The organism is Streptomyces sp. CB01373 (assembly GCF_002803075.1).
In the GTDB taxonomy this organism is placed as follows: Bacteria; Actinomycetota; Actinomycetes; order Streptomycetales; family Streptomycetaceae; genus Streptomyces.
The window spans coordinates 18,457-42,101 of sequence record NZ_NNBK01000022.1 but is presented as its reverse complement, the minus strand read 5'-3'; the positions used below and the strand labels follow the sequence as shown (position 1 = coordinate 42,101).

At 70.9% G+C, this 23,645-nt stretch carries 24 protein-coding genes; 4 read left to right on the top strand and 20 right to left on the bottom strand.

Going from position 1 to position 23,645, the window contains the following annotated elements:
* Positions 1–46: 46 nt before the first annotated feature.
* The 5 genes from CG719_RS30440 to CG719_RS30420 all read right to left on the bottom strand — a co-directional run bounded on the left by CG719_RS30440 (position 47) and on the right by CG719_RS30420 (position 6,014).
* Positions 47–760: a transglycosylase SLT domain-containing protein gene (locus CG719_RS30440; protein ID WP_100571944.1), complete on the bottom strand. Its 714-nt coding sequence runs from the start codon at positions 758–760 to the stop codon at positions 47–49.
* Positions 761–1,193: 433 nt separating this feature from the next.
* Positions 1,194–2,519, bottom strand: coding sequence for a PhoH family protein (locus CG719_RS30435; protein WP_100571943.1), 1,326 nt, complete (start codon positions 2,517–2,519; stop codon positions 1,194–1,196).
* Between the two features lie 340 nt (positions 2,520–2,859).
* On the bottom strand, positions 2,860–3,633 hold the full coding sequence (locus CG719_RS30430) for an isoprenyl transferase (RefSeq protein ID WP_100571942.1): 774 nt from the start codon (positions 3,631–3,633) through the stop codon (positions 2,860–2,862).
* 748 nt (positions 3,634–4,381) lie between these two features.
* Positions 4,382–5,176: a methyltransferase domain-containing protein gene (locus CG719_RS30425; RefSeq protein ID WP_100571941.1), complete on the bottom strand. Its 795-nt coding sequence runs from the start codon at positions 5,174–5,176 to the stop codon at positions 4,382–4,384.
* A gap of 91 nt (positions 5,177–5,267) precedes the next feature.
* On the bottom strand, positions 5,268–6,014 hold the full coding sequence (locus CG719_RS30420) for a prepilin peptidase (RefSeq protein ID WP_100571940.1): 747 nt from the start codon (positions 6,012–6,014) through the stop codon (positions 5,268–5,270).
* 137 nt (positions 6,015–6,151) lie between these two features.
* Between CG719_RS30420 and CG719_RS30415 the strand changes: the two genes are divergently transcribed.
* Positions 6,152–6,535: a DUF192 domain-containing protein gene (locus tag CG719_RS30415; RefSeq protein WP_100571939.1), complete on the top strand. Its 384-nt coding sequence runs from the start codon at positions 6,152–6,154 to the stop codon at positions 6,533–6,535.
* A gap of 29 nt (positions 6,536–6,564) precedes the next feature.
* Here the strand turns inward: CG719_RS30415 and CG719_RS30410 are convergent, their stop codons facing one another.
* Positions 6,565–7,866 (bottom strand): hypothetical protein, encoded by a 1,302-nt coding sequence (locus tag CG719_RS30410; RefSeq protein ID WP_100571938.1) that lies wholly within the window; start codon positions 7,864–7,866, stop codon positions 6,565–6,567.
* Complete coding sequence (locus tag CG719_RS30405) at positions 7,856–10,420, bottom strand: hypothetical protein (protein WP_159024984.1); 2,565 nt, start codon at positions 10,418–10,420, stop codon at positions 7,856–7,858. The genes CG719_RS30410 and CG719_RS30405 overlap by 11 nt, the downstream gene beginning before the upstream one ends.
* A 194-nt stretch (positions 10,421–10,614) precedes the next feature.
* Between CG719_RS30405 and CG719_RS35555 the strand changes: the two genes are divergently transcribed.
* Complete coding sequence (locus CG719_RS35555) at positions 10,615–11,544, top strand: type IV toxin-antitoxin system AbiEi family antitoxin domain-containing protein (RefSeq protein WP_159024983.1); 930 nt, start codon at positions 10,615–10,617, stop codon at positions 11,542–11,544.
* Between the two features lie 135 nt (positions 11,545–11,679).
* On the opposite strand, the gene CG719_RS30390 is transcribed toward CG719_RS35555, so the two are convergent.
* Positions 11,680–12,192: an ATP-binding protein gene (locus CG719_RS30390; RefSeq protein ID WP_100571934.1), complete on the bottom strand. Its 513-nt coding sequence runs from the start codon at positions 12,190–12,192 to the stop codon at positions 11,680–11,682.
* 250 nt (positions 12,193–12,442) lie between these two features.
* On the opposite strand from CG719_RS30390, the gene CG719_RS30385 reads away from it, so the two are divergent.
* Both CG719_RS30385 and CG719_RS30380 read left to right on the top strand, forming a co-directional pair.
* The gene (locus tag CG719_RS30385) at positions 12,443–13,294 is read left to right on the top strand and encodes a helix-turn-helix domain-containing protein (RefSeq protein WP_100571933.1); all 852 of its coding nucleotides are present in this window, start codon (positions 12,443–12,445) and stop codon (positions 13,292–13,294) included.
* Between the two features lie 12 nt (positions 13,295–13,306).
* Complete coding sequence (locus tag CG719_RS30380; RefSeq protein ID WP_100571932.1) at positions 13,307–13,498, top strand: hypothetical protein; 192 nt, start codon at positions 13,307–13,309, stop codon at positions 13,496–13,498.
* 71 nt (positions 13,499–13,569) lie between these two features.
* Here the strand turns inward: CG719_RS30380 and CG719_RS30375 are convergent, their stop codons facing one another.
* The 12 genes from CG719_RS30375 to CG719_RS30325 all read right to left on the bottom strand — a co-directional run bounded on the left by CG719_RS30375 (position 13,570) and on the right by CG719_RS30325 (position 23,634).
* Positions 13,570–14,196 (bottom strand): OmpA family protein, encoded by a 627-nt coding sequence (locus CG719_RS30375; protein ID WP_100571931.1) that lies wholly within the window; start codon positions 14,194–14,196, stop codon positions 13,570–13,572.
* Between the two features lie 7 nt (positions 14,197–14,203).
* Complete coding sequence (locus tag CG719_RS30370) at positions 14,204–14,776, bottom strand: hypothetical protein (RefSeq protein WP_100571930.1); 573 nt, start codon at positions 14,774–14,776, stop codon at positions 14,204–14,206.
* Between the two features lie 34 nt (positions 14,777–14,810).
* On the bottom strand, positions 14,811–15,410 hold the full coding sequence (locus CG719_RS36830) for a pilus assembly protein TadG-related protein (RefSeq protein WP_234375833.1): 600 nt from the start codon (positions 15,408–15,410) through the stop codon (positions 14,811–14,813).
* On the bottom strand, positions 15,407–15,643 hold the full coding sequence (locus CG719_RS36825) for a Flp family type IVb pilin (protein ID WP_234375832.1): 237 nt from the start codon (positions 15,641–15,643) through the stop codon (positions 15,407–15,409). The genes CG719_RS36830 and CG719_RS36825 overlap by 4 nt, the downstream gene beginning before the upstream one ends.
* Positions 15,644–15,791: 148 nt before the next feature.
* Positions 15,792–16,631, bottom strand: a complete 840-nt coding sequence (locus CG719_RS30360) for a response regulator (RefSeq protein WP_234375831.1) — start codon at positions 16,629–16,631, stop codon at positions 15,792–15,794.
* A gap of 50 nt (positions 16,632–16,681) precedes the next feature.
* The gene (locus CG719_RS30355; RefSeq protein ID WP_100571928.1) at positions 16,682–18,241 is read right to left on the bottom strand and encodes a histidine kinase; all 1,560 of its coding nucleotides are present in this window, start codon (positions 18,239–18,241) and stop codon (positions 16,682–16,684) included.
* A gap of 16 nt (positions 18,242–18,257) precedes the next feature.
* A complete protein-coding gene (locus CG719_RS30350; protein WP_100571927.1) occupies positions 18,258–19,151 on the bottom strand; it encodes a DUF5936 domain-containing protein in 894 nt (297 codons plus the stop codon).
* A 27-nt stretch (positions 19,152–19,178) separates the two neighbouring features.
* The gene (locus CG719_RS30345) at positions 19,179–20,120 is read right to left on the bottom strand and encodes a type II secretion system F family protein (protein WP_100571926.1); all 942 of its coding nucleotides are present in this window, start codon (positions 20,118–20,120) and stop codon (positions 19,179–19,181) included.
* A gap of 19 nt (positions 20,121–20,139) precedes the next feature.
* Positions 20,140–21,477, bottom strand: a complete 1,338-nt coding sequence (locus CG719_RS30340; protein ID WP_100571925.1) for a CpaF family protein — start codon at positions 21,475–21,477, stop codon at positions 20,140–20,142.
* 117 nt (positions 21,478–21,594) lie between these two features.
* A complete protein-coding gene (locus CG719_RS30335; protein WP_100571924.1) occupies positions 21,595–21,966 on the bottom strand; it encodes a TadE/TadG family type IV pilus assembly protein in 372 nt (123 codons plus the stop codon).
* A gap of 1 nt (position 21,967) precedes the next feature.
* Positions 21,968–22,384, bottom strand: a complete 417-nt coding sequence (locus CG719_RS30330) for a TadE/TadG family type IV pilus assembly protein (RefSeq protein WP_100571923.1) — start codon at positions 22,382–22,384, stop codon at positions 21,968–21,970.
* Positions 22,381–23,634, bottom strand: coding sequence for an AAA family ATPase (locus CG719_RS30325; RefSeq protein WP_100571922.1), 1,254 nt, complete (start codon positions 23,632–23,634; stop codon positions 22,381–22,383). Before CG719_RS30325 ends, CG719_RS30330 begins: the two co-directional genes overlap by 4 nt.
* Positions 23,635–23,645: the final 11 nt, after the last annotated feature.

Here is a 23,645-nt window from a genome sequence, read left to right as displayed (position 1 = left end):
AGACGGGGAGGGGCTGCGCGGAGGTTGAGTGCGGCGGTGATCCGGCTCAGTACCAGTGGTTGGCCTGCCAGAAGTTCCACGCGTCGCAGGGGCTGCCGTAGCGGCCGTCCATGTAGCTGAGGCCCCACTTGATCTGGGTGGCCGGGTTGGTCTGCCAGTCGGCGCCCACGGAGGACATCTTGGAGCCGGGCAGCGCCTGGAACAGGCCGTACGCGCCGGAGGAGGGGTTGACCGCCCGGTAGTTCCAGCTCGACTCGTGGTTCACGATGTTGCTGAAGCACTGGAACTGGCCGGCGGGCACCATGGAGCTCGCCATCGCCTGGATCTGCGCGACCGTGTACGAGCTCTGCACCGCGAAGCTGGAGGCGTCACGGGTCGCGGCACGGCTGGCCGCCGCCTTGAGCTCCTCACGCTCCTTGGCTTCCTTCTCGGCCTTCTCCGCCTCCGCCTTCTTGGCGATCGCCGTCTGGGCGGCGGCCTTGCGGGCGGCCTGCTCGGCCTCCTTCTTGGCGCTCGCGTCCGCGGCGATGGCCTGGGCGTCGGCCTGCTGCACCAGGGAGGCGGTCTGTACCTGGGCCTGCTGGCCTACGGGTATGTCCGCGAGAAGCGTCGCGTCGGCTGCCATCGCCTCGGCGTCGTTGTTCTGCGCGGTGCTGCCCGTGGCAACGCCGACGACGCTTCCGACAGCGGTGACCGCGGTGGCGGAGGCCACTGCGAATCCCCGGACCGAGATCCGGCTCACACGGTTTCCTTCCAGCATCGCCCGCTTCGGTGACCCTGGCGGACGCAATCGTGCCCCTGGCACTGGCCTCCCAACTGCGGGGTCACGGGAGGCACGGGCCCGGTGGGCAACTCCCGCGAGGGGAGCGCCGCGTGGTGCTCGGGCGGCATACGACGACGCTATGGAGTTGAAAGCGTGTTGTTTCAGGTGTCCCATACCTCCCCCAGGGCTTGACGCCTTGGCGGTTCCCCCAGGGGGTACGGATGTGTCGTATGCGGGGCCTGACAGGAGTGAGACTCTGCCGTAATCCAACGCCGCAGGGCAATTCCGAGTTGCGTGTGAAAGCTCACACCTCGTTCGGCTCAGGGGATTTCCCCGAACGCCCGCGAACGCGGACGCCGCCCGGCTAGGCTCAGGCCTTTGCCGGACGGCGCCAACTCCCGCACCACCCCTCCTGAGTGGGCGAATTGGATCAGATGTGCCCGTCCTCCAGCATTTCGGTCACAAGGGCCGCAATCTGGGACCTCTCGGACCGGGTCAGCGTCACGTGCGCGAAGAGCGGATGACCCTTCAGCTTCTCCACGACGGCGACGACACCGTCGTAGCGGCCGACCCGCAGATTGTCCCGCTGCGCCACGTCATGGGTCAGAACCACCCGCGAATTGGCCCCGATCCGGGACAGAACGGTCAGCAGGACGTTCCGTTCCAGCGACTGCGCCTCGTCCACGATCACGAACGCGTCGTGCAGCGAGCGGCCGCGGATGTGGGTGAGCGGCAGCACCTCCAGCATCCCGCGCGCGGTGACCTCCTCGATGACGTCCCGGGACGTGACCGCCGACAGCGTGTCGAAGACCGCCTGCGCCCACGGGCTCATCTTCTCCGCCTCGGTGCCCGGCAGATAGCCGAGCTCCTGGCCGCCGACGGCGTACAGCGGACGGAAGACCATCACCTTCTGGTGCTGACGGCGCTCCAGGACCGCCTCCAGACCCGCGCACAGCGCCAGCGCCGACTTGCCGGTACCGGCCCGGCCGCCCATCGACACGATCCCGACGTCCGGGTCGAGCAGCAGGTCCAGGGCGATCCGCTGCTCCGCGCTGCGCCCCTTGATGCCGAACGCCTCCCGGTCGCCGCGCACCAGGCGCACCCCGCCCTCGGGCGTGACGCGGCCGAGGGCCCTGCCCCGCTCGGACTGGATCGTCAGTCCGGTGTGCACGGGCAGTTCGGCCGCCTCCGGCACGTGGAGGTGCCCCTCCTCGAAGAGAACGTCCACCTGCTCACCCGGCAGGGTGAGTTCGGACATTCCGGTCCAGCCGGAGGAGTCGGTGATGGCGAGTTCCGCGCGGTACTCCTCGGCCAGCAGGCCCACGGAGGACGCCTTGATGCGCAGCGGCAGGTCCTTCGAGACGACGGTGACGTCGTAGCCCTCCGCCTGGAGATTGCGGGCGACCGCGAGGATGCGGGAGTCGTTGTCCCCCAGGCGGTAGCCGGTGGGCAGCACGCTGGGGTCCGAGTGGTTGAGCTCGACCCGGATCGTTCCGCCGAGGTCCCCGATCGGGATGGGGGCGTCGAGGCGGCCGTGCCGGACCCGGTAGTCGTCCAGCAGGCGCAGGGCCTGCCGGGCGAAGTAGCCGAGTTCGGGATGGTGCCGCTTGGCCTCCAGTTCCGTGACCACGACGATGGGGAGCACGACCTCGTGCTCGTCGAAACGGGTCAGGGCGTTCGGGTCCGCCAGCAGGACGCTGGTGTCGAGGACGTAGGTGCGCCGGTCTGGCTTGTGGCGCTTTGTGCTGGTCACCACGGAAGGACGTACCCCCTCGGATGAGGTCGGGGAGCGACGAGGTGGAGGCCCTGCTGGGCGGGCGGGAACAAGCCGGCCGGCCGGCGGCCCCCGCACACGACGGGCCGTGAACCGGCCCTCCAGGTCTTCGTCCGTGCTGTGACCATACGGTCGGGCTCGTACAAAGGGCCTCCCGGGCGGACGGCCCCGAGCCGCCCGCTGAGATCCGACACCCGTGGTTCGGGTGTCGACCTGTTTGCCTTATGCCCTCGAAGATGCGCCGCCATGCAAATAAGCGGAACGACGCACGAATGAACTCCTCGTGAAGAGGGGGCACCCGGGCGACCGGAGAGGTGTGTCCTCAGCCGCCGTAGCGGCGGCCCCGGGCCGCGTAGTCGCGCAGCGCGCGCAGGAAGTCGACCTTGCGGAAGGCCGGCCAGAAGACGTCGCAGAAGTAGTACTCGGAGTGGGCCGTCTGCCAGATCATGAATCCGGACAGCCGCTGCTCCCCGCTGGTGCGGATCACCAGGTCCGGGTCGGGCTGGGCCTTGGTGTACAGGTGGCGGCCGATCATGTCGATGTCGACGGATTCGGCGAGGTCCTCCATGGAGGTGCCCCGGTCCTGGGCGTCGAGGATCATGGAGCGCACGGCGTCGGCGATCTCCTGCCGGCCGCCGTAGCCGATGGCGACGTTGACGACTATTCCGTCGACGTGCGCGGTGGCCTCCGCGGCCTCCTTGAGAGTGGCCTGCATGACCGGCGGCAACAGGTCCATGGTGCCCACGTGATGGACGCGCCAGCGGCCGTCGGAGGCCAGGGTGCGCACGACGTCCTCGATGATGCCGAGGAGCGGGACGAGCTCTTCCTGGGGCCGGTCGAAGTTGTCCGTGGAGAGCAGCCAGAGCGTGACGACCCCGACGTCCGTCTCACTGCACCAGCCGAGGAACTCCTCGATCTTGTCCGCCCCGGCCCGGTGGCCCTGGGCGGTGGTCGAGCCGGCGGCCTTCGCCCAGCGCCGGTTGCCGTCCATGATGACGCCGATGTGCTTGGGCACCTGAGCGGGGTCCAGGTGGCCCTCCACCCGGCGTGCGTACAGCCTGACCAGCAGGCCACGCAGCTTGTCGCGCAGGTTCACGTGTTCGTCAGCCCCTCCGTATGGACGGACAGGCGCGGCCGGGGGCGTTCCCTGTCCGTGCGGCGGCCTGGTCCGTATGGCGGTCCCCGGGGGCGAAGCCTACCCCCGGCGATCCCAGCGTCCCTCAACAGGGCGCTGTGCGCGCCCTGGTGCGTCGGACACGCCACAGCGGGCGCGTGCGCGGGACGCGCGCATCGGACGCGGCGGACGCGGTGGACGCTGGGGGCAAAGAAAACGGGCCGGTCCGTGGGGGGGAGACGGACCGGCCCGAGGGGGGGTTTCCACCATAACCCTTCGTAAGGGCTGCCGTGTGCCCAGACGCGACAAAACTACTCTCCGAAGTCATGCGGCGACGCATGGAGAGCGTGCGGGAACCCTGGAATCCGTCATTCCGCCCCTGGTCATGACCGGATCCCGACGGAATCGACGACAAAAAGGTCAGGCTCCGATGAGAAGCGAAGAAGCTCCGCCCTTCGGGGGCCGCACGGCGTGTTGCCCCGAATCCCTCCCAGGGGCGACCCGCCCGCGAACGCCCGCTTGACGCCGGCGGCACCGCCCCGCACCGACCCCCCGGGCCGGGCGGATACCGCCATCAGGGGCCGCGCGCCGCGCAGTCCCCTCCACCACGCGGCACCGACCGCGTGACTTTGCTCACGCGAATTCCCTTGGTCTGAACTTTACGTGCGCTGAAAGGGTGACGCGAGGGGCAGGCGGTAACGATGTGAAAACAGGCGCCCCGGTCGCGCGTTCACCCCAACCTGCGGGCCTCGAAGAGGTGACGCGTGCTGTGTGCCACGAACGGTCCGCGCGACTCGATCCGTTCGTGCAGCGCCCGCAACCGGGGCTCGTACGCCTCGACCGTGAACCCGGGGACCATCCAGACCACTTTGCGCAGGAAATGCACGACGGCGCCGATGTCGTGGAACTCCACGCGGAGCCGTTCGGCGCGCAGGTCGACGACCTCAAGACCGGCCGCCCGCGCGTCGGCGCGCTCGTGGTCGGGGTGGCGGCCCTCGCGCGACTTTTCCGGTTGGGGCCCGAGGAAGTACTCGACGAGTTCGAAGACGCTGCCGGGTCCGACGTGCTGCGCGAAGTAGGTCCCGCCGGGTTTGAGGACGCGGGCGAGCTCGCCCCAGTGGGGGCGTACGGGGTGCCGGCTGACGACGAGGTCGAAGGCCGCGTCGGCGAACGGCAGCGGCGCGTCCTCCGGCGAGTCGACGACCACGACGCCACGCGGGCGGAGCAGTGCGGTCGCCCCGGCCACGTTCGGCAGCCAGCCCTCGGTGGCGGCGAGCAAAGCGGGCGCGGCCGCGGCCCGTCCGAGCGCGAAGTCGAGGACCTCCCCACCGCCGGTCTGCACGTCGAGCACGGCGCGGGCCCCGGCCAGCCGGGCGGCCATCGAGACGGCGTACCCCCAGGAGGGCCGCTGTTCCGTGGCCCGGCCCGCGAACCACGAGAAGTCCCAGCCCTCGGTGGGAACGGCGGCACCCTCGGCGACGAGTTCCTCGAAGGAACGGCCGGAACGGTGCGGATGGTCCGTCATGCGGGTGATCCTGCCGGAAGACGGTCATCCGCCGCCTCCCCATTACGGGCCGGGCCGGTCCGGCCGGCTGAAGGACCGTCCCTCCCTGCCCTCACGTCGCCGCGAACGCGCCCAGCAGTACCCCCGTCAGGGCCCCGGCGAGCATGAACGGCCCCAGTGCGATGGACGACTTGCGGCCGGCCCGGCGCAGTACCACCAGACCCAGGCCGTAGCCGGCGCCGTAGAGCAGACCGGCGAAGGCGCCGACGACGAGGACCGGCCAGCCGTACCAGCCGAGGGCCGCGCCGAGCGCCAGGGCGAGCTTGACGTCGCCGAAGCCCATGCCGGCCGGGTTGACCAGGAACAGCACGAAGTACGCGGCGCCCAGGGCGAGTCCGCCGAGCAGGGCGGTGGGCCAGGAGCCCGCGGCGGCGGGCAGTACGGCGGCGGCTCCGAGCAGGGCGGCGGTCGCGGCGGCCAGCGGCAGCGTCAGCACGTCCGGGAGCCGGTGCACACGGAGGTCGACGAGCGCCAGCAGCACGCCGACCGGCGCGGCGAGCAGCCAGACCGCCACCTCGGGGCGGGGCCCGGTGGCGGCGGCGAGCGCGGCGCAGACGAGCGCGGTCACGGCGGCGGTCACCCGGGCGCTCGGCCCGTACGCTCCACATCCGGCCTCCGCGCCCGTGCAGCGGGCCCGGCCCACCCAGCCGCCGAACGCGCCGGTGATCGGATGCCCGCCCGGGCACCGGGCGCTCCACGGCTCCCCGGCGCCGACCGACAGCCGGTGGGCGGCCCGGGGCAGCAGCAGCCCGGTCCCCGCGCCCCACAGCGCGGCCACGACGGTCACAAGTACGCGCACCCCGGGACCCTAACCGCGGCGGGCGCGCGGGGCATGGGTCCGTGGACCCATGCGGGGCCCACCGCCCCGCCGATACGGTCGGTCGGCAGCGCGCAGGACGCACGGGACGTAGAGGACTCAGGGGAGGGCGGCTCGGCATGGGACGACGCTGGCGCGACGGGCGGGGCAGGCTGATCGTGCACGGTGCGGCGCCGGTGACGGTCCCGCTGGAGCTGGCGACCTCCTACCGGGCCCGCACCAAGGGCCTGCTGGGCCGTGACGCGGTTGACGGCGCGATCCTGCTCTCCCCCGCCAACAACGTGCACACCTTCCGCATGCGCATCCCGATCGACGTCGCCTACCTCGACCGCGACCTGCGCGTCCTCACCGTCGTCACCATGAGTCCGAACCGGCTCGGCCTGCTCCGCCCGCGCTCCCGCCATGTACTGGAGGCGGAGGCCGGGGCGATGGCGGGGTGGGGGGTGCGGGCGGGGGTGCTGGTGACGGTGGAGGCCGAACAGAGGCCGATGGAGGGCGAGTAGGGGCGGCATCCGGGGCGTGGCGCGAGTGGTCACCGTGCGGCCTGGCGCCGCACCCTCCCCGGCAGCGTCTCGTCGGCCGCCGTGCGGTCGAGTGCCTCGCGGGCGTACGCCACGGCGCCGTGCCGGTGCAGCAACGCCATGGCCGGGTCCACGGCGACACCGCACCGGGCGTACCGCTCGGCGAGCTCGAACGCCCACGGGGTGAGGAGGGCGTTGTCGTCGACGTACGTGCCCAGCCAGGCGAAGACCGCGTCGGCGACCAAGCCGCCGATCCAGGTCACCCATCGCGTCAGGAACCGCGCCGCCTCCTCGCCGCCCGGATCCCGCGGTACGCCGGGGATGCCCAGCAGCGCGCACTCGCGCATCGCCTCGGTCATCCGTTCCCTGGTGACCAGACGCGCGTAGGGCATCAGGTCCGCCATGACCTGCCGGACGTCCAGCCAGGCGGGCCGCTCCTCGTCCGCGTCGCCGGTCCAGGCCGGGCCGGGGACGGGTTCGGGCACCGGCCCGGTCGGCGCGCAGGCCAGGAGAACCGCCCGCGCGCGGGCGGTGTTCTCCGCGTCCCGCGGAAGGCCGGCCGGCCACTGGAAGCCCGCGCCCCAGCTGTACGGCAGCTCCCGCACGGCAGAGGGCAGCAAGGGTTCCTCTCCGCGCGCCGGCTGCCTTCCCCGGGCTTCGTAGCCGGGGCGGCGCAGCACCAGGAGCCGGGAGCGGACGTAGGGACGGAAGTCCCGGACCTCGTCGTCGGTCACGAGTTCCAGCAGTGCCGCCTCCCCGCGCGGCCGGCCGAGGGCCAGGAGCAGGCGGACGGCCGGTTCCACCGCCAGACCGACGCGGACGTAGGCCTGGGCGAGCCGGACCGTGTCGTCCTCGTGCCCGGCGGGGGCGCCGCGTTCGAGGAGGAGGGCGAAGGCGTCGGAGGCCAGGTCCTGCCGTACCGTGGTCGCCCATTCCGCGGCCGTGGTGCGGATCTGTTCCGGCGTCGGCGGCGCGGACACCGTGGGGATGCCAAGGCGGGACCACTCCGCCAGGACCCGCGCCACGCCTTCCCGGGTGACGTCGGCGGTGGCCGGCATCAGCCGGGTCAGCCAGGCGTCCGCCTCGTCCAGGGTGTGGTCGTCCCGGTCGTCGTAGGCCTCCCGCAGCGCCTCGTCCCAGTCGTGCACGCTGTGCCGGTGCGGGGGCAGGGCCGCCCGCAGGACCTCCAGCGCCTGCTCCGCGCCGGAGGCCGGGAGTTCCGCCAGCGCGAGGGCCCGGCGGTGGGTCAGGTCGTTCCAGGGCGGCGGCAGCTCCCGCATCGCGGCGGGCAGCAGGTGATCGTCACGAGACACCCAGGTACTCCATCGCTTCCTTCGGGGTCGCCATCCTCGACCATTCCATCGTGCCCGCCGCCCTGCGCGCGTCGATCTCGGCCTGCATCCTGGCGAGCTGGCCCGGGGAGATGTCCTGTCCGGCGATCCGGACCGGAACGTTGTTCTTGGCCAGTGTGCTCGCCGGAGTGCCAGGCGGCCTGTATTTCACACCGTCGCGCTTGCCGCTCTTGTAACCGCTGAAGATGTTGCTCCACTTCTCGTCGGTGGCGATGTCGACCCGGACCGCGCGGCCCGCGCCGTCCTTGCCCTGCCACCTGGCCATGTCCTCGACCTGCCGCTCGAAGTCGGCCTTGATGGTGGCGTTGCCGGTGTTCTTGACCTCCACGACGTGGACCTTGCCGTCCTTCCCCTTGTAGAGCGTGTCGGCGTCATGGACGTCGGAGATGTCGACGCTCTCGCCGTTGCCGAGGTCGACCTCGGTCTTGCCGAAGTCCTTGCCGACCGCGGTGTGGACCGTGGTACCGGCCGCGGCCTCGGCGTCGGCCGCGTGCTGGACGGCGTTGAGTTCGGCCCGGGCCTGGGCGAGTTCGTCCGTGTTCTTCGCGTTGAGGATCTTGCTGGTGAGCGTCGACCTCGCCTCCTTGGAGACGTTCGGCGTCTTCGCCAGCTTCTCGATCTCGTCCAGCGCCCTGGTCGCGTCCTTGGTGCCGATCTCCTTCTTGTCCGGATCGGGGTTGTCCTTGGCACGGTCGGCGAAGTCGTCGGCGTTCTTCTTCGAGTACGGCACGCCCTCGTCGTCGAGGGCCTTCTTCGCGGCGTCCTTGCTGTGCGCCAGGTCGGCGCCGTTCGCCGCCTGATCCGCCTCGTCCGCCTTCTTACGGGCCTCGGCGGCCTCCTTCTTCGCGTCCTCGTCACAGCCTTCCTGGGCGAGGACCACGTAGCGGGGGCCGCCCGCGGCGAGGACGGTGGTTCCGGTGCCGGCGCCGCCCCCGGGTCCGCCGCCGCCCCCGTACGGGATCCGGCGGGCGGGCGCGGCGATGGAGCAGCCGGACTCGCGCGCCTTCTTCTCGGCCTCGTCGGCCGCCTCGTCCGCCTTCTTCGCGGCCCGCTCGGCGCCCTCGACGTCACCCGCCTTGGCCGCCTTCTTGGCGTCCTCGGCCGCCTCGGTGGCCTTCTCCGCGAGCTTGCCCAGCTTGCCGATCTTCCCGATCTTGCCGAGGTCGCCCACCTTCTCGGCGACCTTGCCGACGTCGTAGCCGGGGATGAAGAGGGAGCCGATGTTCCAGACGACGTGGGAGACGGCGCGGGTCTTCTCGCCGTTCTTCCAGTCCTCGGCCACGTCGTCGCCGATGAACATGTCCCACAGGACCGTCCCGCCGGTGTCGAGAGAGGCCCCTCCCCAGTCCCAGAGGGCCCCGAAGTAGTCGCCGTCCGACCACTTCTTCCCGGCGTCCTTGGAGTCCTCCATCCAGTCGTGCCCGAGTTGCTTGCCGTAGTCGGCGATCCCGCTGAGGGTGTCTCCCGGGTTCGTGACCATGTCCCAGATCCCGGTGACGTCCCCCCAGATCCCGTCGACGAAGACGCCCTCACCGACCTGCTTGAGCTGATCACCGGCACACCCGAAGAAGGCACCGAACCCGGAGAAACAGCCGTCGTCCTTCTTCTCGTCGGGGGCGGCGGTGTTGTCGGTGTCGGTGTCGTTGTCGTCGGATTCGGTGGTGGGAGTGTCTTCGGTGGTCTGGTCGCCGCTGTCGGTGGTGGTGCCGCCGGCCGCGGTACCACCGGTCGTACTGCCGCCGGTCGCGGAGCCACCACCAGTGCTGTCCGCGCCGCCACCGGACGTGCCACCACCGGTGCTGTCACCGCCACCGCTGGTGCCGCCACTGCTGTCGGTACCGCCGACGGTCGTGCCGCCACCACTGTCGGTACCGCCACCGCTCGTGGCGCCGCTGGTGTCGCCGGAGGCGTGGGTGTCGGTCCCGTCCCCGTTGCCCGTCGGCGCGGCGCAGCCCATCCCCGCGACCTTGCAGACCTGGGCCTCGATGCTCGTGAGGATCTGCGTGCCGAGACCGCTGACCACCAGCGCGAGCACGATGGCGACGACGATCGCGACCAGGCCGGCGTACTCGACCGCGGTCTGCCCCTCGTCCCTCCCCCGCCACCGGATCATCCGGGCGAGCGAGAAGGGACGGCGCTCGGCCCGTGCCGGCACGGGGAGTTCGAACCACTGCCGCGTCTCGGACTGGAGCAGGAAGTAGAGGATGAGAACCGGCAGGAAGAGCTGGATGCCGCCACGGGCCGAACCCGCGGTGAGGTTGGCGAGTCCCCCGAGGATCAGCCACACCTGCACGCCGACCAGCGCCCACCGGATCCGGCCCCCGCCCTGCCAGCTCCGCCGGGCGAGCCACCAGCCGAGCACTCCGGGCGCGGCGGCGTAGGCGACGAGGGCGACGACACCGCCGTCGAGGGCGCCGTACGACCCGGCCGTCAGCAGCAGACCGATCCCACCGAGCACGGTGGCGACGAACAGTGTGTGCACGAGCACCAACGCCGCCGACAACGACCGTGGCATGTGCCCTCCCCCCGGTTGGCGCACGACTCCAACCGAGGTTAGGAAACAGCCGGCCGCCCAGGATGGGTCCGCGGGCCCAAAACCGCACCCAGTTCCCGGAAGGCGGGAAGAGCGGGAACCGGAGCGGGAGCAGGGGGCGGGTGAGTTTTCCACAGCCCCGGACGCCCCATCAGGGCCCTGCGTCATAGTGCGGCATGACGATCAGTAGCGAGATCCTCCGACGGGTCCGCGCCACTGCCTCGCTGCAGGACTGGGTGGTGACGGCCCCGCAACTCAGGGCTGCCGGCGCCGACTGGAACACCGTGCGGCGAATGACCAGGTCCGGCCAGTGGGTTCCGCTGACCCGGGGCAGCTACTGGGTGGGGCGGGACGACCATGGACCGTCACTGCGTTCCCGGGTACGCGGCGCCCTCCTCACCTGCGGCCCACACGTGGTGGCCGCAGGCCCCACAGCCGCACGCCTCCTGGGTATCCAGGGCCTCCCCAGGGACGACGGCACCCTGCATCTGGCCACCCCACCCGGCGGGGAGATCCGCAGCCGCCCAGGCATCCGCGTCCACCGGACCCCCCTCTGCCCCACCGCCCGCACGGCACTGCACGGCATCCCCCTGACCACCCCAACCCGCACCTGCGCGGACCTCCTGCTCCAACTGCCGCGCGTGGAGGCGGTGAGCGTGCTGGACTCGGCCCTCCACCAGGGCCTGCTGTCCCAGGGCGACCTCCTCGCCATCCCGGCCCACCTGTCCGGCCGCCCCCACGCACCCAGGGCCCGGGCCTGGCTGCGCCTGGCCGATGGCCGGGCCGAATCCCCCCTGGAGACCCGGGTACGCCTCATCTGCCTGGACGACGGCCTCCCCCCGCCCCTCCTCCAGTGGCACATCCCGGACCCGCAGCAAGGCCGCTCCTACCGCATCGACCTGGGCTGGCCCACCCACCTGGTGGGCGTGGAGGCGGACGGCAAAGCCCCCCACAGCCTGCCCCAGGCCCTCTACCAGGACCGCCTGCGCCAGAACCGCCTGACCACCCTCCTCCCCGGCCTGACCCTCCTCCGCTTCACCTGGTCCGACACCCACCACCCCCCGTCCATCCTCCGCCCGCTCCGCCAGGCCCTGGGGTGCCCATGATCCCGACGGGTGCGACGCCAGGACCACTTTCGGCACCTTGAGACGGCCACAGCGTCACAGCGAACTGGGCAGGAACCGTCACCGAACTGCTTTGGCGGGCGAGGCCGCTCCGCCCGGCCGGCTTTCGGGCTGCCCTCACTCATTCGTGTGGCCATCGGTGATGTACGCGCTGGCACCCTCCCTCGGCAGGACCGCCCACATCCGCGTACCGCCGCCGGGCTCGCGGGCGTCACCGAAGCCCCAGTCACCGCCGCACGCCCGGACCACACAGGCTGGCAGGCGCAGCGCCGAGCGGCGGCGGGCGTCGCAGGCGGCGGCGAGGCGGGGGTGCTGGTGCCGGGGGTGCGCGTCGTAGAGGACCACGCGGAGCGCGTCCTCGCCGTAGCGGAGGCATACGTACACCTCAGGAGAGGTGGTGAAACGGCAGGCACAGGCGACGAGTTCGCTCGCCACCTGTACGACCGCGTCGGCCATGTCGGCGAGGCCGTGTGCGTCGAGGACCGTGCGGATCGTCGCCCTGACGATCGCCGGGCTCTGCGGTGCGGCCGGGAGGGTGAGGCTGTACGTGAGGGATTCCAGGGCGGGCGGGACGGGCGGCAGGTCCGTGGGCGTGTAGGGCAGGCAGGCGGAGGTCGTAGCGACAGGCATGACAACTCCTTTGATCGGTGGAGTGGTTGTTCCTCGCCTCGCGCACGGTGGCCTGTCACCCGGGCCTGGCATGGCATAGGCGATGCACTTCCGCGCGGCAGCGGGGGGTCGTGGTCGACCTGTCACAGACGGTAGAACATCGCGGAGTACACGTACTACCAACTTGCCGAAATCGACCCCCATCGAGTGGACCGGCCGCCGATCCCGGGGGCAGACTGACTCCCGTCAGGCAACGGGGCAGGAGGGGAGCATGGCGCCCAGAAGCGCACCAACGGCACGTCAACGGCGCTTGGGCCTGGAGCTTCGCAAACTGCGGGTCGCGGCTGGGATGACGACCGAGGCCGCCGCCGGGTTGCTGAGCGTCCCGCGAACGAACGTGCCCAACATGGAGTCCGGCCGCTCAGGCATCAGCCCTGAACGCGTACGCACGCTGGCGAGCAACTACGGGTGTTCGGATCAAGCCCTTGTCGAGGCTCTGGCCGCCATGGCCGCCGACAGAGACAAGGGGTGGTGGGAGTCCTATCGCGGTCAACTGCCCAATGCCTTCCTGGACATCGCCGAGATGGAGTGGCACGCCGTACGCGTACGCATGTCAGTAAGCGTGCACCTGCCGGGACTGCTGCAGACCGAGGAACACGCCCGCGCTGTCTTCCAAGCGGTGATCCCCGCCTTGTCACCGGCGGATGTAGAGGTCCGCGTCTCGCAACGCCTGGACCGGCAGCAGGTGCTCGACCACCCGACGCCACCCGAACTTGACGTCATCCTCCACGAGGCAGCTCTGCGCATGGCGTTCGGAGGATCTGCCGTGGCCCGGCAGCAGCTGGCGCACCTGCTGACCATGTCCGAGCGCGAGGCCGTAACGCTGTGGGTCATTCCCTTCAAAGCGGGTGGCTTCCCCGGAGCGGGCCAGTCGGTCCTGTACGCCGAGTCGTCCGTGCCTCAACTCGACACCGTGGAACTCGACAGCACTCACGGGCCGGAGTTCATCGACTCGGAGACCCAACTCGCCAAGTACCGGGCCATGCTCGCCGCCGCAAAGGCAGCGGCACTCGCCCCAGGGCCCTCACGCGACTTCATTCGCGGCCTTGTCAGCGAACTCTAAGGAGCCACCACCATGCCGGCCATCACCTGGGAAGATCCCTTCTGCGGAGAAGGCGCCAACTGCTTCCGCATAGGGACCGACGTCGAAGGCAACGCCTACATCGCCGTCGCCGGGCAGGAGGACCACCCCCTGACCGACAGCCGCGAAGCCCTCCGCACCCTTATCCGGGAGATCAAGGCGGGGAGGGCCGATCACCTGCTGTAGAGCCGGCCGATCGGCGTTACACCGGCACGGGCCAAGCTGTGCGGCGAGAAGGTCCACGCTGTGGTCGCAAGTCAGTTCTGGGTGCGGGGGAACGTGACCTCCACTCGGCGGTTCTTCTTGCGGCCGTCCTCCGTGGAGTTGTCCGCGATGGGGTACTGCTCGGCGTAACCGCGCACGTCGAAGGTGATGTTCGAGTCGTTCAACTCCTGGGAGAGGATGTCCTGGACGGCGTTGGCGCGCTGCTTGGACAGGACCACGCCGTGCGCGTGGGTGCCGAGGTTGTCCGTGAAGCCGAAGACACGGACCTGGTCCGGCTTCTGCTTCTTGATCTCCTGCGCGATCCTGTCGATGCGGGCCTTCGCCTGACTGCTCAGTTTCGCACTGTCCTTGGCGAACAGCACCTCGGCCTGGAGGGCGAACGTCACGTCCGTGTTGGTGTCCTCACGGCGTTCCTCACCGCCCTGCTCCTCGACCACCGACTTGATGTCCAGCACCTTGGGCTCGGCGAGGGTGGCCCCCTCGGGCAGCTTGAGGTCGGGATCGCTCGGGTCGACCTTCACGGGGGCGGAGGCGGACGGCTCGGTGCCTGGGGGCACGCTGGGACCACTGTCGGCACGGGCGGCCACAGCACCGTAGAGGTTCGCGGCGACCATGACACCGGCGGCGGTGAGGGCCAGGGTGAGACGGGTGGGGGTCATCGGGGCCTCACCCGGAGATCTTGATGGTGGCTTCGGCGAACGTCGGGAGCTGGAAGCTGACCTCGTCCGTGCTGGCTGGCGGCGCCGGGAACTGCAGGAAGATGGGGATGGTGTCGCCGGACTTGATCGTCTGCACACCGGTCGTGGTGAGCGGTCGCCCATCGGTGTCCCGCAGCACGTAGTAGCGCTTCTTCTCCTTGGAGTCCACGAGAGTGGCACCGCCGAAGGACCTACCGTTCTTCATAATCTCGGTCTCATTGCCCGTGAGCTGGGATGAGAGCACCGCCGTCTTGCTCCCGTCGTTCTTGAGATCGGCGTTGATCGTGACGAACCCCCCAGAGTCACGTTTGGCAGCTGTGATTTTCAGGATCAGGCCGCTCGGTCCCCTGAGTTCGGCAAGGGGCGCGTCGTCCTGTCCTTCCTGAGTACTCGGCTTGGATCCACCACCTTTGGTGGCGGATGCCGACGCATCCGGCTTCTTGTCGTCGCCGCCGCAACCGGCCGCACCGAGGGCCAAGCCGGCCGCCACGGTCAAAGCGACCAACCCCCTACGGGCCTTCGCAGTGAACCGAATGCTCATCACTCTGCTTCCTTCGTCACTCGTCGTTCGCTTGTCAGTCGGCCAGGTGGACGTCGAAGAGGTCCTCGGGGCGCGGCAGGTCCGTGAGATGGTGCGGATCGAGGTCCCAGTACCTGTTGTTCTTGCAGGTGAGTCGCGGGAGTACGTCCTTGTCCTCGGAATCACCAAGGGGAGGGTTGAACGAGCAGAGCGGCTCGATGACGGCTCTGGCATGCGCCTTGGAGTGCTCGCCCTCGGTGCCGGGGACAATCGACTCCCCTACCGACTTGTCGGCCTGGACGAACACCGTGTACCTCAACAACGACGGCTGACAGCGGTCCACATGGGCTTCGTTCTGCTGCGCGAGCTGGTACGCACGCCAGCAACCGTCCATGTGCGCCGCCCTGCCATCAAGGAGGTCCTGCCACTTGGTGGGATCGAGCACGATGTCGGCCCACTTGCCCGCCAGCTGGTCCCGGGTGTCCTGTGCCGCCGCCAGGGCCGCCGCGTCGGCCGCCGTCTGCGCCCCGTTTCGGTTGGCCGCCGCCTGGCCGACCGCCAGGTATGCGAACGCGAGAAAGAGCAGGCCCCCCACCACCGTGATGTAGATGGGGAAGGCCTGCCCTGCGTCGCCGTACCTGCGCGGCCGCGTCACCCGCCGGTGACCTCGGAGATCTTGGTCGTAATCGCATCGAAGATCGACTTTCCGATGTCCGTCCCCGTGATCGCCAGCACGATCGCCACCACCACCGCGATGATGCCCAGGTACTCGACCGCGGTCTGCCCCCGGTCGTCGGCGCGGCGGCGCAGCGACTCGGCCGTGGTGTTCTTCCAGCCGTTCACGCGGACCTTGGTCGCGACCGCGGTCTTCAGCATCAGGTCGGTCATGGTGTTCCCCTCCGGGTTCGGTCTCGGTGCCGCTTGCGACACCGGAAACGTATGCCGGAACACCCCGTCCGTCAGAGGGTCCCCGGACCCAATCCCGGGCCCAAAGCAGGACCCGGGCCCGCCTCCCCCGCACCGTCGTCATCACGCCTCACCCCAGCCCTCGTGACGAACCCGGTGCCGTGCCGAGCCACTTGGCGGCGGCCTCGGAGCGGCTGGTGCTGTGGAGCTTGGCGAAGATGCGGTTGATGTGGTTCTTGACGGTCTTCTCGCTGATGAAGCAGGTGGCGGCGATCTGCTGGTTGGTCATGCCGGACGCGATGAGGTCCATGATCTCCGCCTCCCTCGCGCTGAGTTGGAACCTCGACCTGTCGACGGCGGCCGGACGGCCACCTGTCCATCCAGACGAAGACTGTCCCACAGATGGTTGCAGATGCGAAAGAGTTTTCGCAGGAAGTCCTGTTTCTTGCGACGTTAGGAAAGTGTGATCGTGTGCAATCGCATCTTCTGGCGGCTGGTCGCGGCGTAGTCGGGCCACCAGCGCACCCGCCGCCGTAGGGGTGAAGTGGGCCCTGCCCTCCTTGACGTCACGTACGGCGGTGACGAGTTGGCCGGCCGTGAACTCGCCGTGGACCAGGTAGCCGCCCGCGCCCAGGCGCAGGGCCTCCTGGACGATTTCCGACTCGCTGCTGTAGGTCAGCATCATCACCGGGGCGATCCGGACCAGGTACGGCAGGGCGGAGAGGCCGTCCACGCCGGGCATGCGGACGTCGAGCAGGACGACGTCGGGGCGGTGCTGCTGGGCGGCCTCCCAGGCGGCGCGGCCGTCGGCGGCCTCCGCGACCACCGTGATGTCCGCGCGGCCGGAGAGCAGCGCCGTCAGGCCGGCGCGGACCACGGGGTTGTCGTCGGCCACGACGACGCGCAGGGGCACGGCCTGCGCGGGTTGCGGAAAACCCTCGAAGGGGTTGGGAGTCGTCTGGTCCGGCACGGCGGCGGCCTCCTCTCTGGGTCGTGGAGCAGGGATGGTTCGTCGGACGGTCATACGGTCGGTGTCGTCAGGGCTCCCAGGGGCAGTTCGAGGCGGACCTCCGTTCCCTTGGGGTGGGCGCCGCGGCCGATACGGATGCGGGCGCCGACCGAGGCCGCCCGCTCGACCATGCCGACCAGGCCGAAGTGGCCTGCCCGGCGGAGCTGTTCGAGGCTGGTGCCGGGCGGCAGGCCGCGGCCGTCGTCGTACACGCTGATCCGCAGCAGGTCGCCGTGGACTCCCGCGCACACCTCCACGTGCGTGGGCGCCGCGTGCCGGTGGGCGTTCTCCATCGCCTCCGACGCGATGGTCAGGAGCTGACGGGCCACGGCCGGCGGCACCGGCGGCACGCCCGGCTCGCCGATCGGACGGTAGGCGGCGGTCAGTCCGGTTCGGGAGGCGAAGTCACGGGTGCGGGCGACGAGTTCGGCGAGTACGTCGGTGCCGTGGTCCGGGTCGTTCTCGCGGCGCAGGTCGGTCAGCAGCTCGCGCGCCTCGGCGGCCGCCCGGCGGGCCGAGCGGGCCACCAGTTCCGCCTGCTGCTTCACCAGAGCCGCGTCCATGCGGTCGGCGCCCGCCGAGCCCGCGAGACCGTCGGCGGCCATGGCCACGCCGTGCAGGGTCTTCGCCACCGAGTCGTGCATCTCGCGGGCCAGGCGGGCCCGTTCGGCACCGACCGCCTCCGTGACGGCGAGACGGGCCTGGACCGTGGTCAGCGCCCGGGTGGCCTCGCCGAAGCGGAGGAGCAGGTTGCGCACGGTGACTCCGGCCGCGCCCGCGATGACGCACAGGCCGGGGAGGAGGGCGGCCTGGGCCAGGTCCGGGGACAGTTCCCTGGAGCTGGTGGAGACGACGAGCAGGATCAGCGACTGGAGCGAGGCGAACAGGGCCGCGCCGCGCCAGCCGTACACGAGTCCGGCGAGGAGCGGGGTGCAGACGCTGACGTAGGCCAGCGTGCTGTCCGGGCCCGCCGCGATCAGGAGGAGGGCGCCGAAGAGGGTGTCCAGGGCGAGGAGCGTGGGGTGCCGCAGGAGCAGGGGGCCGAAGCGTTCCCAGTCCCTGAACAGGACGTAGGAGCCCATGAAGGTGACGACCACCGCGGCGCTGACCAGGCGGGTGGCCAGTCCGGGGGCCGCGTTCACCAGGGCCACGGGGGCGGCGAGAGCGATCATCGCGAGGCGGAAGGCGAAGACGTGGCGGCACATCGCCTGCAGTGCGCTGATCTGCAGTTTTTCTGGCTCGGGTGCCGATGGCTCCGCGGGTGCGGGTCGCGTGGTGGGCACCCGGTCCTCGGGCGGGTCCGGGTTCCCGCCCACGCCACTCGTGCGGCCGTCGTCGCCGGTCGCGGGTGGCCCCTGTGGGGCCCGTTCGCCGTCGGCGGCGGAAGGTCCCTGCGACGGCTTCACCGGCTCCCACCCCGGCGGCAGCTCCGGCGTCACCGACGTCACTGGGATGTCCGGCGCGCCCGTGCGGACGTGGGCCGGCAGGACCGTGCCCGCCGGAGGGGTGGTGATCTCGGGGATTCTCGGGCGGCGGCGCAGCAGCCCGGTGCGTTCCTCCGTCGTCGCCATGTCCTCGCCCGCCCCCCTACTTGCCCGTACCCGTGAGGGAGCCGAAGTCCACGCCCGAGCCGAGGATCAGACCCGCGCCCAGGAGGATCATCGTGGCCGGGACCATGAACGTGGTGATCATCATGGTGGCCTTGGGCACCGCGCGGGCGGCCTTGCGGCGGGCGTTCTGCGCGTCGGTGCGGCGCATGTCCTTGGCCAGGGCCACCAGTGTGTCGACGATGGGCGCGCCCAGTTCCTCGCCCTGCTGGAGCGCGGTGACGAACATGGCGACCTGTTCGGAGTCGTTCCTGCGGCGCAGCTCCGCGAAGGCCTGTCGGCGGCTCATGCCGAGGTCCATCTGGCGCAGGGTGATGCGCAGTTCGTCCGCCCAGGGGCCCGCGTACTTGTCGGCGACGCGGTCCAGGGCCTGGCGGAAGCCGAGGCCCGCGCTCACCACGACCGCGAGCACGTCGAGGAAGTCCGGCAGCGTCCGCTCGATCACGTCCTTGCGGATGCGGATCGCCGACCAGATGCCGACCTCGGTCCAGAAGGCGCCGAAGGCGAACAGGAGCAGGGCCATGAAGAGCTGGCCCCGCAGGAGGAACACGAGTCCGCCGAGGCCCCCCAGGCACCCGTAGACCGCGCGCCGGGCCGCGTAGCGGTCGATCGTGAGGCCGCCGGGGTTGCCCGCCAGGTCGATCCTGCGGCGGTACTTCGCCACCCTCTTGGGGCCCATCAGACGCAGCACGGCGGGGGCGTAGCGCATGCCGAGGCGGTCGACGAGGGAGTCGACCGCGCCGGTGCGGGTGGCGCCGACCTCCAGGGCCAGTGCCAGGTCGCCGGGCAGCCGGGCCTCGGCGCGGTACATGCGGATGCCGGCGAAGACACCCCAGACGCCGAGGCCCATCACGAGTGCGAGCAGCAGTGCCATCCCTCTTCCCTCCTTCCGGGAACCCGGCTAGACGTCGATGCGGGACATGCGGCGGATGAGGACGAAGCCGACGGCGTAGAGCGCGAAGGCGACGATCACCGCGCCCTGGCCGATCGGGGAGGCGGTCATGCGCTCCAGGGCGCCGGCCTTGACACCGTTCATGAGGAACAGCGCGCCGATCCCCAGTACCGGGACCGCGTAGGAGGTCATGTTGACCTGGGAGAGCTGGGTGCGGACCTCGCGGCGGGTCTCCTTGCGCTCCTCCAGGGTCTCGGTGAGGTTGCGCAGGGCGCTCACCACCTGACCGCCGGCCCGGTTGGACAGGACCAGGGTGGTGACGAGGACGACCAGTTCCCGTGAGGGGAGCCGGTCCGCGAGCTCGGCCAGCGCGTCGTCCATCGAGGCGCCCAGCGCCAACTGGTGTGCGACTTTGGCCAGTTCCTCGCCCGCCGGGGCCTCCAGCTCCTCCGCCGCCATGCCGATCGCGGTGCGCAGGGCGAGGCCCGCCTGGGTGGCGTTGGCCAGGATGCGGGCCAGTTCGGGGAGCTGGTTGATGAACTTCTCGATCCGCTTCTGGCGCTGCCAGTTGAGGAACTGGAGCGCCGCCCAGATGCCGAGCAGACCGGCCAGCGGGCCGAAGAAGGGGGCCAGGGCGGCCTGACCGATCAGCCAGAGGGCGGCCACGGTGGCGAGCATGTAGACGAAGAACTCGCCCGGGGTGACGTCCAGGCCGGTCGCGGCGAGCCTCAGCTCCAGCCCGCGGCCGAGTTTCGTACGGCGCAGGCGGCGGTCGAGGCCGGGGAAGCGGCGCCGGCGGCCGACGGGGATCTGGCCAATCTGGGAGAGCCGGTCGACGAGGGCCTCCCGCTGGGCCTTGCCGGAGCTGTAGGCGTGCAGGCCCGCGACGGCCAGCACACAGGTCAGCAGGGTGACTCCGGTGGTGAGGGTGACGAGGGTGCTCAGATCCATGGGGAGGGTTCCTACCTGCCTACCTGGCTTCTCGGGTGGCCAGTTGGTCTGCGGACTGGGCGACGCCGAAGGCCTGGGGAATGGGCTGGCTCGCCATGTAGAGGCGGTCGGCGGTGCGGCGTGGCAGCGGGTGGTACTCGAAAGCGCCGTAGATCCGGCCGTCGGACGCCATGGGCTGGGCGGCGAAGCGGGCCACGGTGGCCAGCCGGTACGGCTCGCCGCCGTGGCTGTCGAGCACGGCGATCTCGGTGATGCGGCGGGCGCCGTCGGCGAACCGGGTGAGCTGGACGATCACGTCGACGGCGCTGTTGATCTGGTCGTGCAGGGCGACGAAGGGGATCTCCACGTCGGACATGGAGGCGAGGGTCTGCAGGCGTGTCAGCGCGTCCTCGGCGCTGTTGGCGTGCACGGTGGCGAGCGAGCCGTCGTGGCCGGTCGACATCGCCTGGAGCATGTCGAGCGACTCACCGCCGCGGACCTCACCGACGACGATGCGGTCGGGGCGCATACGCAGGGAGTTGCGCACCAGGTCGCGGATGGTGACGTGGCCGCGGCCCTCCACGTTCGGCGGCCTGGACTCCAGCCGGATCACATGAGCCTGCTGGAGCTGGAGTTCGGCGGAGTCCTCGATGGTGATGATGCGCTCGTCCTGGGGGATCAGCCCGGACAGGGCGTTGAGGAGGGTCGTCTTCCCGGTGCCGGTGGCTCCGGAGACGATGACGTTGAACTTCGCCTGCACCAGTCCGGCCAGCAGGTACAGCATGTGCTCGTCGAGCGAGCCGAAGCCGATCAGCTCCTGGAGGGTGAAGGAGCGGGGGAAGCGGCGGATGGTGAGGGTGGGACCGGTCAGCGACAGCGGCGGGATGATGACGTTGACGCGCTCGCCGGAGGGCAGACGGGCGTCGACCATCGGGTTGGACTCGTCCACGCGGCGGTTGACCGTGGAGACGATCCGCTCGATCGTCTGCATCAACTGGTCGTCGGAGGCGAAGCGGAGGGGCAGTTGCTCGACCCGGCCGCCGCGCTCGACGAAGATCGCGTCGGGTCCGTTCACCATGATCTCGGTGATGGAGGCGTCCTCCAGGAGGGGTTCGAGGATGCCGAGGCCCAGGGCCTCGTCGACGACCCGGCGGATCAGCTGCGAGCGCTCCACGGTCGAAAGGACCGGGCCCTCCCGGCTGATGATGTGCCCGAGCACGCGCTCAAGGCGCACCCGGCGCTCGGCGGCGGCCAGCGAACTCATCTCCGCGAGGTCGATCTCCTCCAGGAGCTTGGCCCGGTACGAGGCGACGAGGTGGCCGTCCTCGCCCCGGCTGCCTTGCTCCTCGGGGGAGTTGATGCGTGCGCGGAGGCTCATGGCTCCGGTGCTCCTCGCTCCTGGTCGGCGGTGTCGTGGTCGGTCCTGGTCGGTGGTCGGGCGGTCTGAGTCGTCGAGCGGTCTCAGTGGTCCAGTGGTCTCAGTGGTCGGGCGGTCTCAGTGGTCGAGCGGCATCGTCGCGGTCTTGTGGGCCTTGCCGAAGTGCCAGCCGGGCACGATCGAGGGGATCTCGACGCCCGCGGTGACGGTGACCTCCTTGCCGCCGTACGAGGGCAGGCAGCTGGTGCGGCCCGCCAGCCAGTCGCTGACCGCGTTCGCGCAGGCCTGCCCGGCTCCCTGCCGGAGCGACGCCGCGCGCGCCCCGGCGCGGGCCGCCGTGCCGGCCTGCTGGGCGGTGTAGGCGATCAGGCCGATCTGGATGACGGCCACGGCGAGCAGCATGAGGATCGGGATGAATCCCAGGTACTCGATGGCGGCCTGGCCCCGGTCGCGGCGACGGCGGTCGCGGCGTACGCGCTGGTACGGCATGTCAGTTCGTCGCCTCCTCTACGGCACCGGCCTGGCCCGTGACCGTGAAGGGGAAGCCGATCGCGCCGGGGAAGAGGACGGGCACCTTGAGGTGCACGTGCGCCCGTACGTAGCCGTCGCTCGTCTCGCAGCCCACCTCGGCCCCCCTTCGCCACGCCGCCGACAGCTTGTCGAGCCCGGCCCGGCTGCAGGCGGCGTTCCTGGCGCCGCGATCGGCCGCCGTGCCCGCCCGTACCGCCTCGTCGGCAGCATTCCCCGCAAGCGTGTACGTGTACCCCAGCAGCACGCACTGCCACAGCAGCACCAGCGTGATGAGGATCGTGGGCGTCATGCCCAGCAACTCGACGGCGACCTGCCCGCTGTCCGAGCGCAGCCGACCGGCCGACAGCCTCTTCCCTCTGCCTGCCCGCACGTTCATCCACCTGCCTCCCTGCGCCGCCGGAAACTCACCGACCCCCGGTCGCCCCGCAGCCGTCCGCCCTTGCGGTCGGCCTCGGGCGCCTTGACGATCCCGAGTTCACCGGCGAGTCCCCACAGCGCCTGCTTGACCGTGCTCTTGCTGTCCAGTTCGTGGATGCGGCCGGCGTCCACCGAGCCCTGGAGCTCCTTGAAGCCGGCGGGGACCGCCGTGCCCGCCACCGGCGTACCGGTGATCTTCTGGATGAGCGGCGGCTGGATCTCGGTCGCCCGGGTGTGGCGGTTGACGACGACCGTCGTCTCCTCGGCCTTGCGGATCTGCAGCCGGTCCCACATCCGTACGGTCCGCTTGGCCGCGCGCACCGCGACCACGTCCGGAGTGGTCAGGAGCAGCGCGGTGTCCGCCATCTCGACGGCCGCCGCGCTCGCCCCGCTCATCTGGGCGCCGCAGTCCAGGACGACGATCTCGTAGCGGGAGCGCAGCGCGCTGACGATCTGGCGGGCGGCCCGGTCGGTGACCTCCTCGCCGCGCTCGCCCTCGCCGGGGGCGAGCAGCAGCGCGAGCCCGCTGTCGTGGCGGAAGATCGCGTCGGCCAGGACGCGCGGGGAGATGTCGGTGATGGCCGCGAGGTCGACGACGGAGCGGCGGAACTGGACGTCCAGGAAGGAGGCGACGTCACCGGACTGGAGGTCCATGTCGACCAGGGCCGTGGCGCGCCCGGACGCCTGTGCGGCGAGAGCGAGTTGTATCGCTGTGAGGGTGGCGCCCACCCCGCCCTTGGCCCCGCTCACCGTCACCACCCGGCCGCCGGCCCCGGTGAACACCTCGCCGCCGTGGCCCAGATGGCGCCGTACGCCCACCGACCACTGGGCCACCGCCTGTACCCGGCTGACCAGTTCCTCGTAGCTCAGCGGGAGGGCCACAAGGCCCCGCGCACCCGAGTCCATCGCGGCCGGGAACAGGCCGGGACTGGCGTCGGAGGTGACGAGGATGACACCGACCGCCGGGAAGCGCAGGGCCACTTCGCGGATCAGTTCCAGGGCCGGTACCGGGCCGATCCGCTCGTGCACCACCACGATCTCGGGCAGTTCGTCGACGGACTCGGCGGCCAGGCGCGCCAGGGTGTCGATGAGCTGGGTGGAGTCGGCGACCGGTGCCACCGGCTCGGCGTCGGGGAGCTGGCTGAGCAGGGTGGTGATGGACCGGGCCGCGTCGGCGTCGCCGACGGCCGGAAGGATCCTGGTGGTCATGCCTGCCGGCC

What these genes read in the sequence shown, in the direction of transcription:
- CG719_RS30440 (WP_100571944.1), bottom strand. Translation starts at nt 760, where the DNA reads ATGCTGGAAGGAAACCGTGTGAGCCGGATCTCGGTCCGGGGATTCGCA.
- CG719_RS30425 (WP_100571941.1), bottom strand. Translation starts at nt 5,176, where the DNA reads ATGACGGACCATCCGCACCGTTCCGGCCGTTCCTTCGAGGAACTCGTC.
- CG719_RS30415 (WP_100571939.1), top strand. Translation starts at nt 6,152, where the DNA reads ATGGGACGACGCTGGCGCGACGGGCGGGGCAGGCTGATCGTGCACGGT.
- CG719_RS30405 (WP_159024984.1), bottom strand. Translation starts at nt 10,420, where the DNA reads ATGCCACGGTCGTTGTCGGCGGCGTTGGTGCTCGTGCACACACTGTTC.
- CG719_RS35555 (WP_159024983.1), top strand. Translation starts at nt 10,615, where the DNA reads ATGACGATCAGTAGCGAGATCCTCCGACGGGTCCGCGCCACTGCCTCG.
- CG719_RS30390 (WP_100571934.1), bottom strand. Translation starts at nt 12,192, where the DNA reads ATGCCTGTCGCTACGACCTCCGCCTGCCTGCCCTACACGCCCACGGAC.
- CG719_RS30385 (WP_100571933.1), top strand. Translation starts at nt 12,443, where the DNA reads ATGGCGCCCAGAAGCGCACCAACGGCACGTCAACGGCGCTTGGGCCTG.
- CG719_RS30380 (WP_100571932.1), top strand. Translation starts at nt 13,307, where the DNA reads ATGCCGGCCATCACCTGGGAAGATCCCTTCTGCGGAGAAGGCGCCAAC.
- CG719_RS30375 (WP_100571931.1), bottom strand. Translation starts at nt 14,196, where the DNA reads ATGACCCCCACCCGTCTCACCCTGGCCCTCACCGCCGCCGGTGTCATG.
- CG719_RS30370 (WP_100571930.1), bottom strand. Translation starts at nt 14,776, where the DNA reads ATGAGCATTCGGTTCACTGCGAAGGCCCGTAGGGGGTTGGTCGCTTTG.
- CG719_RS36825 (WP_234375832.1), bottom strand. Translation starts at nt 15,643, where the DNA reads ATGACCGACCTGATGCTGAAGACCGCGGTCGCGACCAAGGTCCGCGTG.
- CG719_RS30355 (WP_100571928.1), bottom strand. Translation starts at nt 18,241, where the DNA reads ATGGCGACGACGGAGGAACGCACCGGGCTGCTGCGCCGCCGCCCGAGA.
- CG719_RS30350 (WP_100571927.1), bottom strand. Translation starts at nt 19,151, where the DNA reads ATGGCACTGCTGCTCGCACTCGTGATGGGCCTCGGCGTCTGGGGTGTC.
- CG719_RS30345 (WP_100571926.1), bottom strand. Translation starts at nt 20,120, where the DNA reads ATGGATCTGAGCACCCTCGTCACCCTCACCACCGGAGTCACCCTGCTG.
- CG719_RS30340 (WP_100571925.1), bottom strand. Translation starts at nt 21,477, where the DNA reads ATGAGCCTCCGCGCACGCATCAACTCCCCCGAGGAGCAAGGCAGCCGG.
- CG719_RS30335 (WP_100571924.1), bottom strand. Translation starts at nt 21,966, where the DNA reads ATGCCGTACCAGCGCGTACGCCGCGACCGCCGTCGCCGCGACCGGGGC.
- CG719_RS30330 (WP_100571923.1), bottom strand. Translation starts at nt 22,384, where the DNA reads ATGAACGTGCGGGCAGGCAGAGGGAAGAGGCTGTCGGCCGGTCGGCTG.
- CG719_RS30325 (WP_100571922.1), bottom strand. Translation starts at nt 23,634, where the DNA reads ATGACCACCAGGATCCTTCCGGCCGTCGGCGACGCCGACGCGGCCCGG.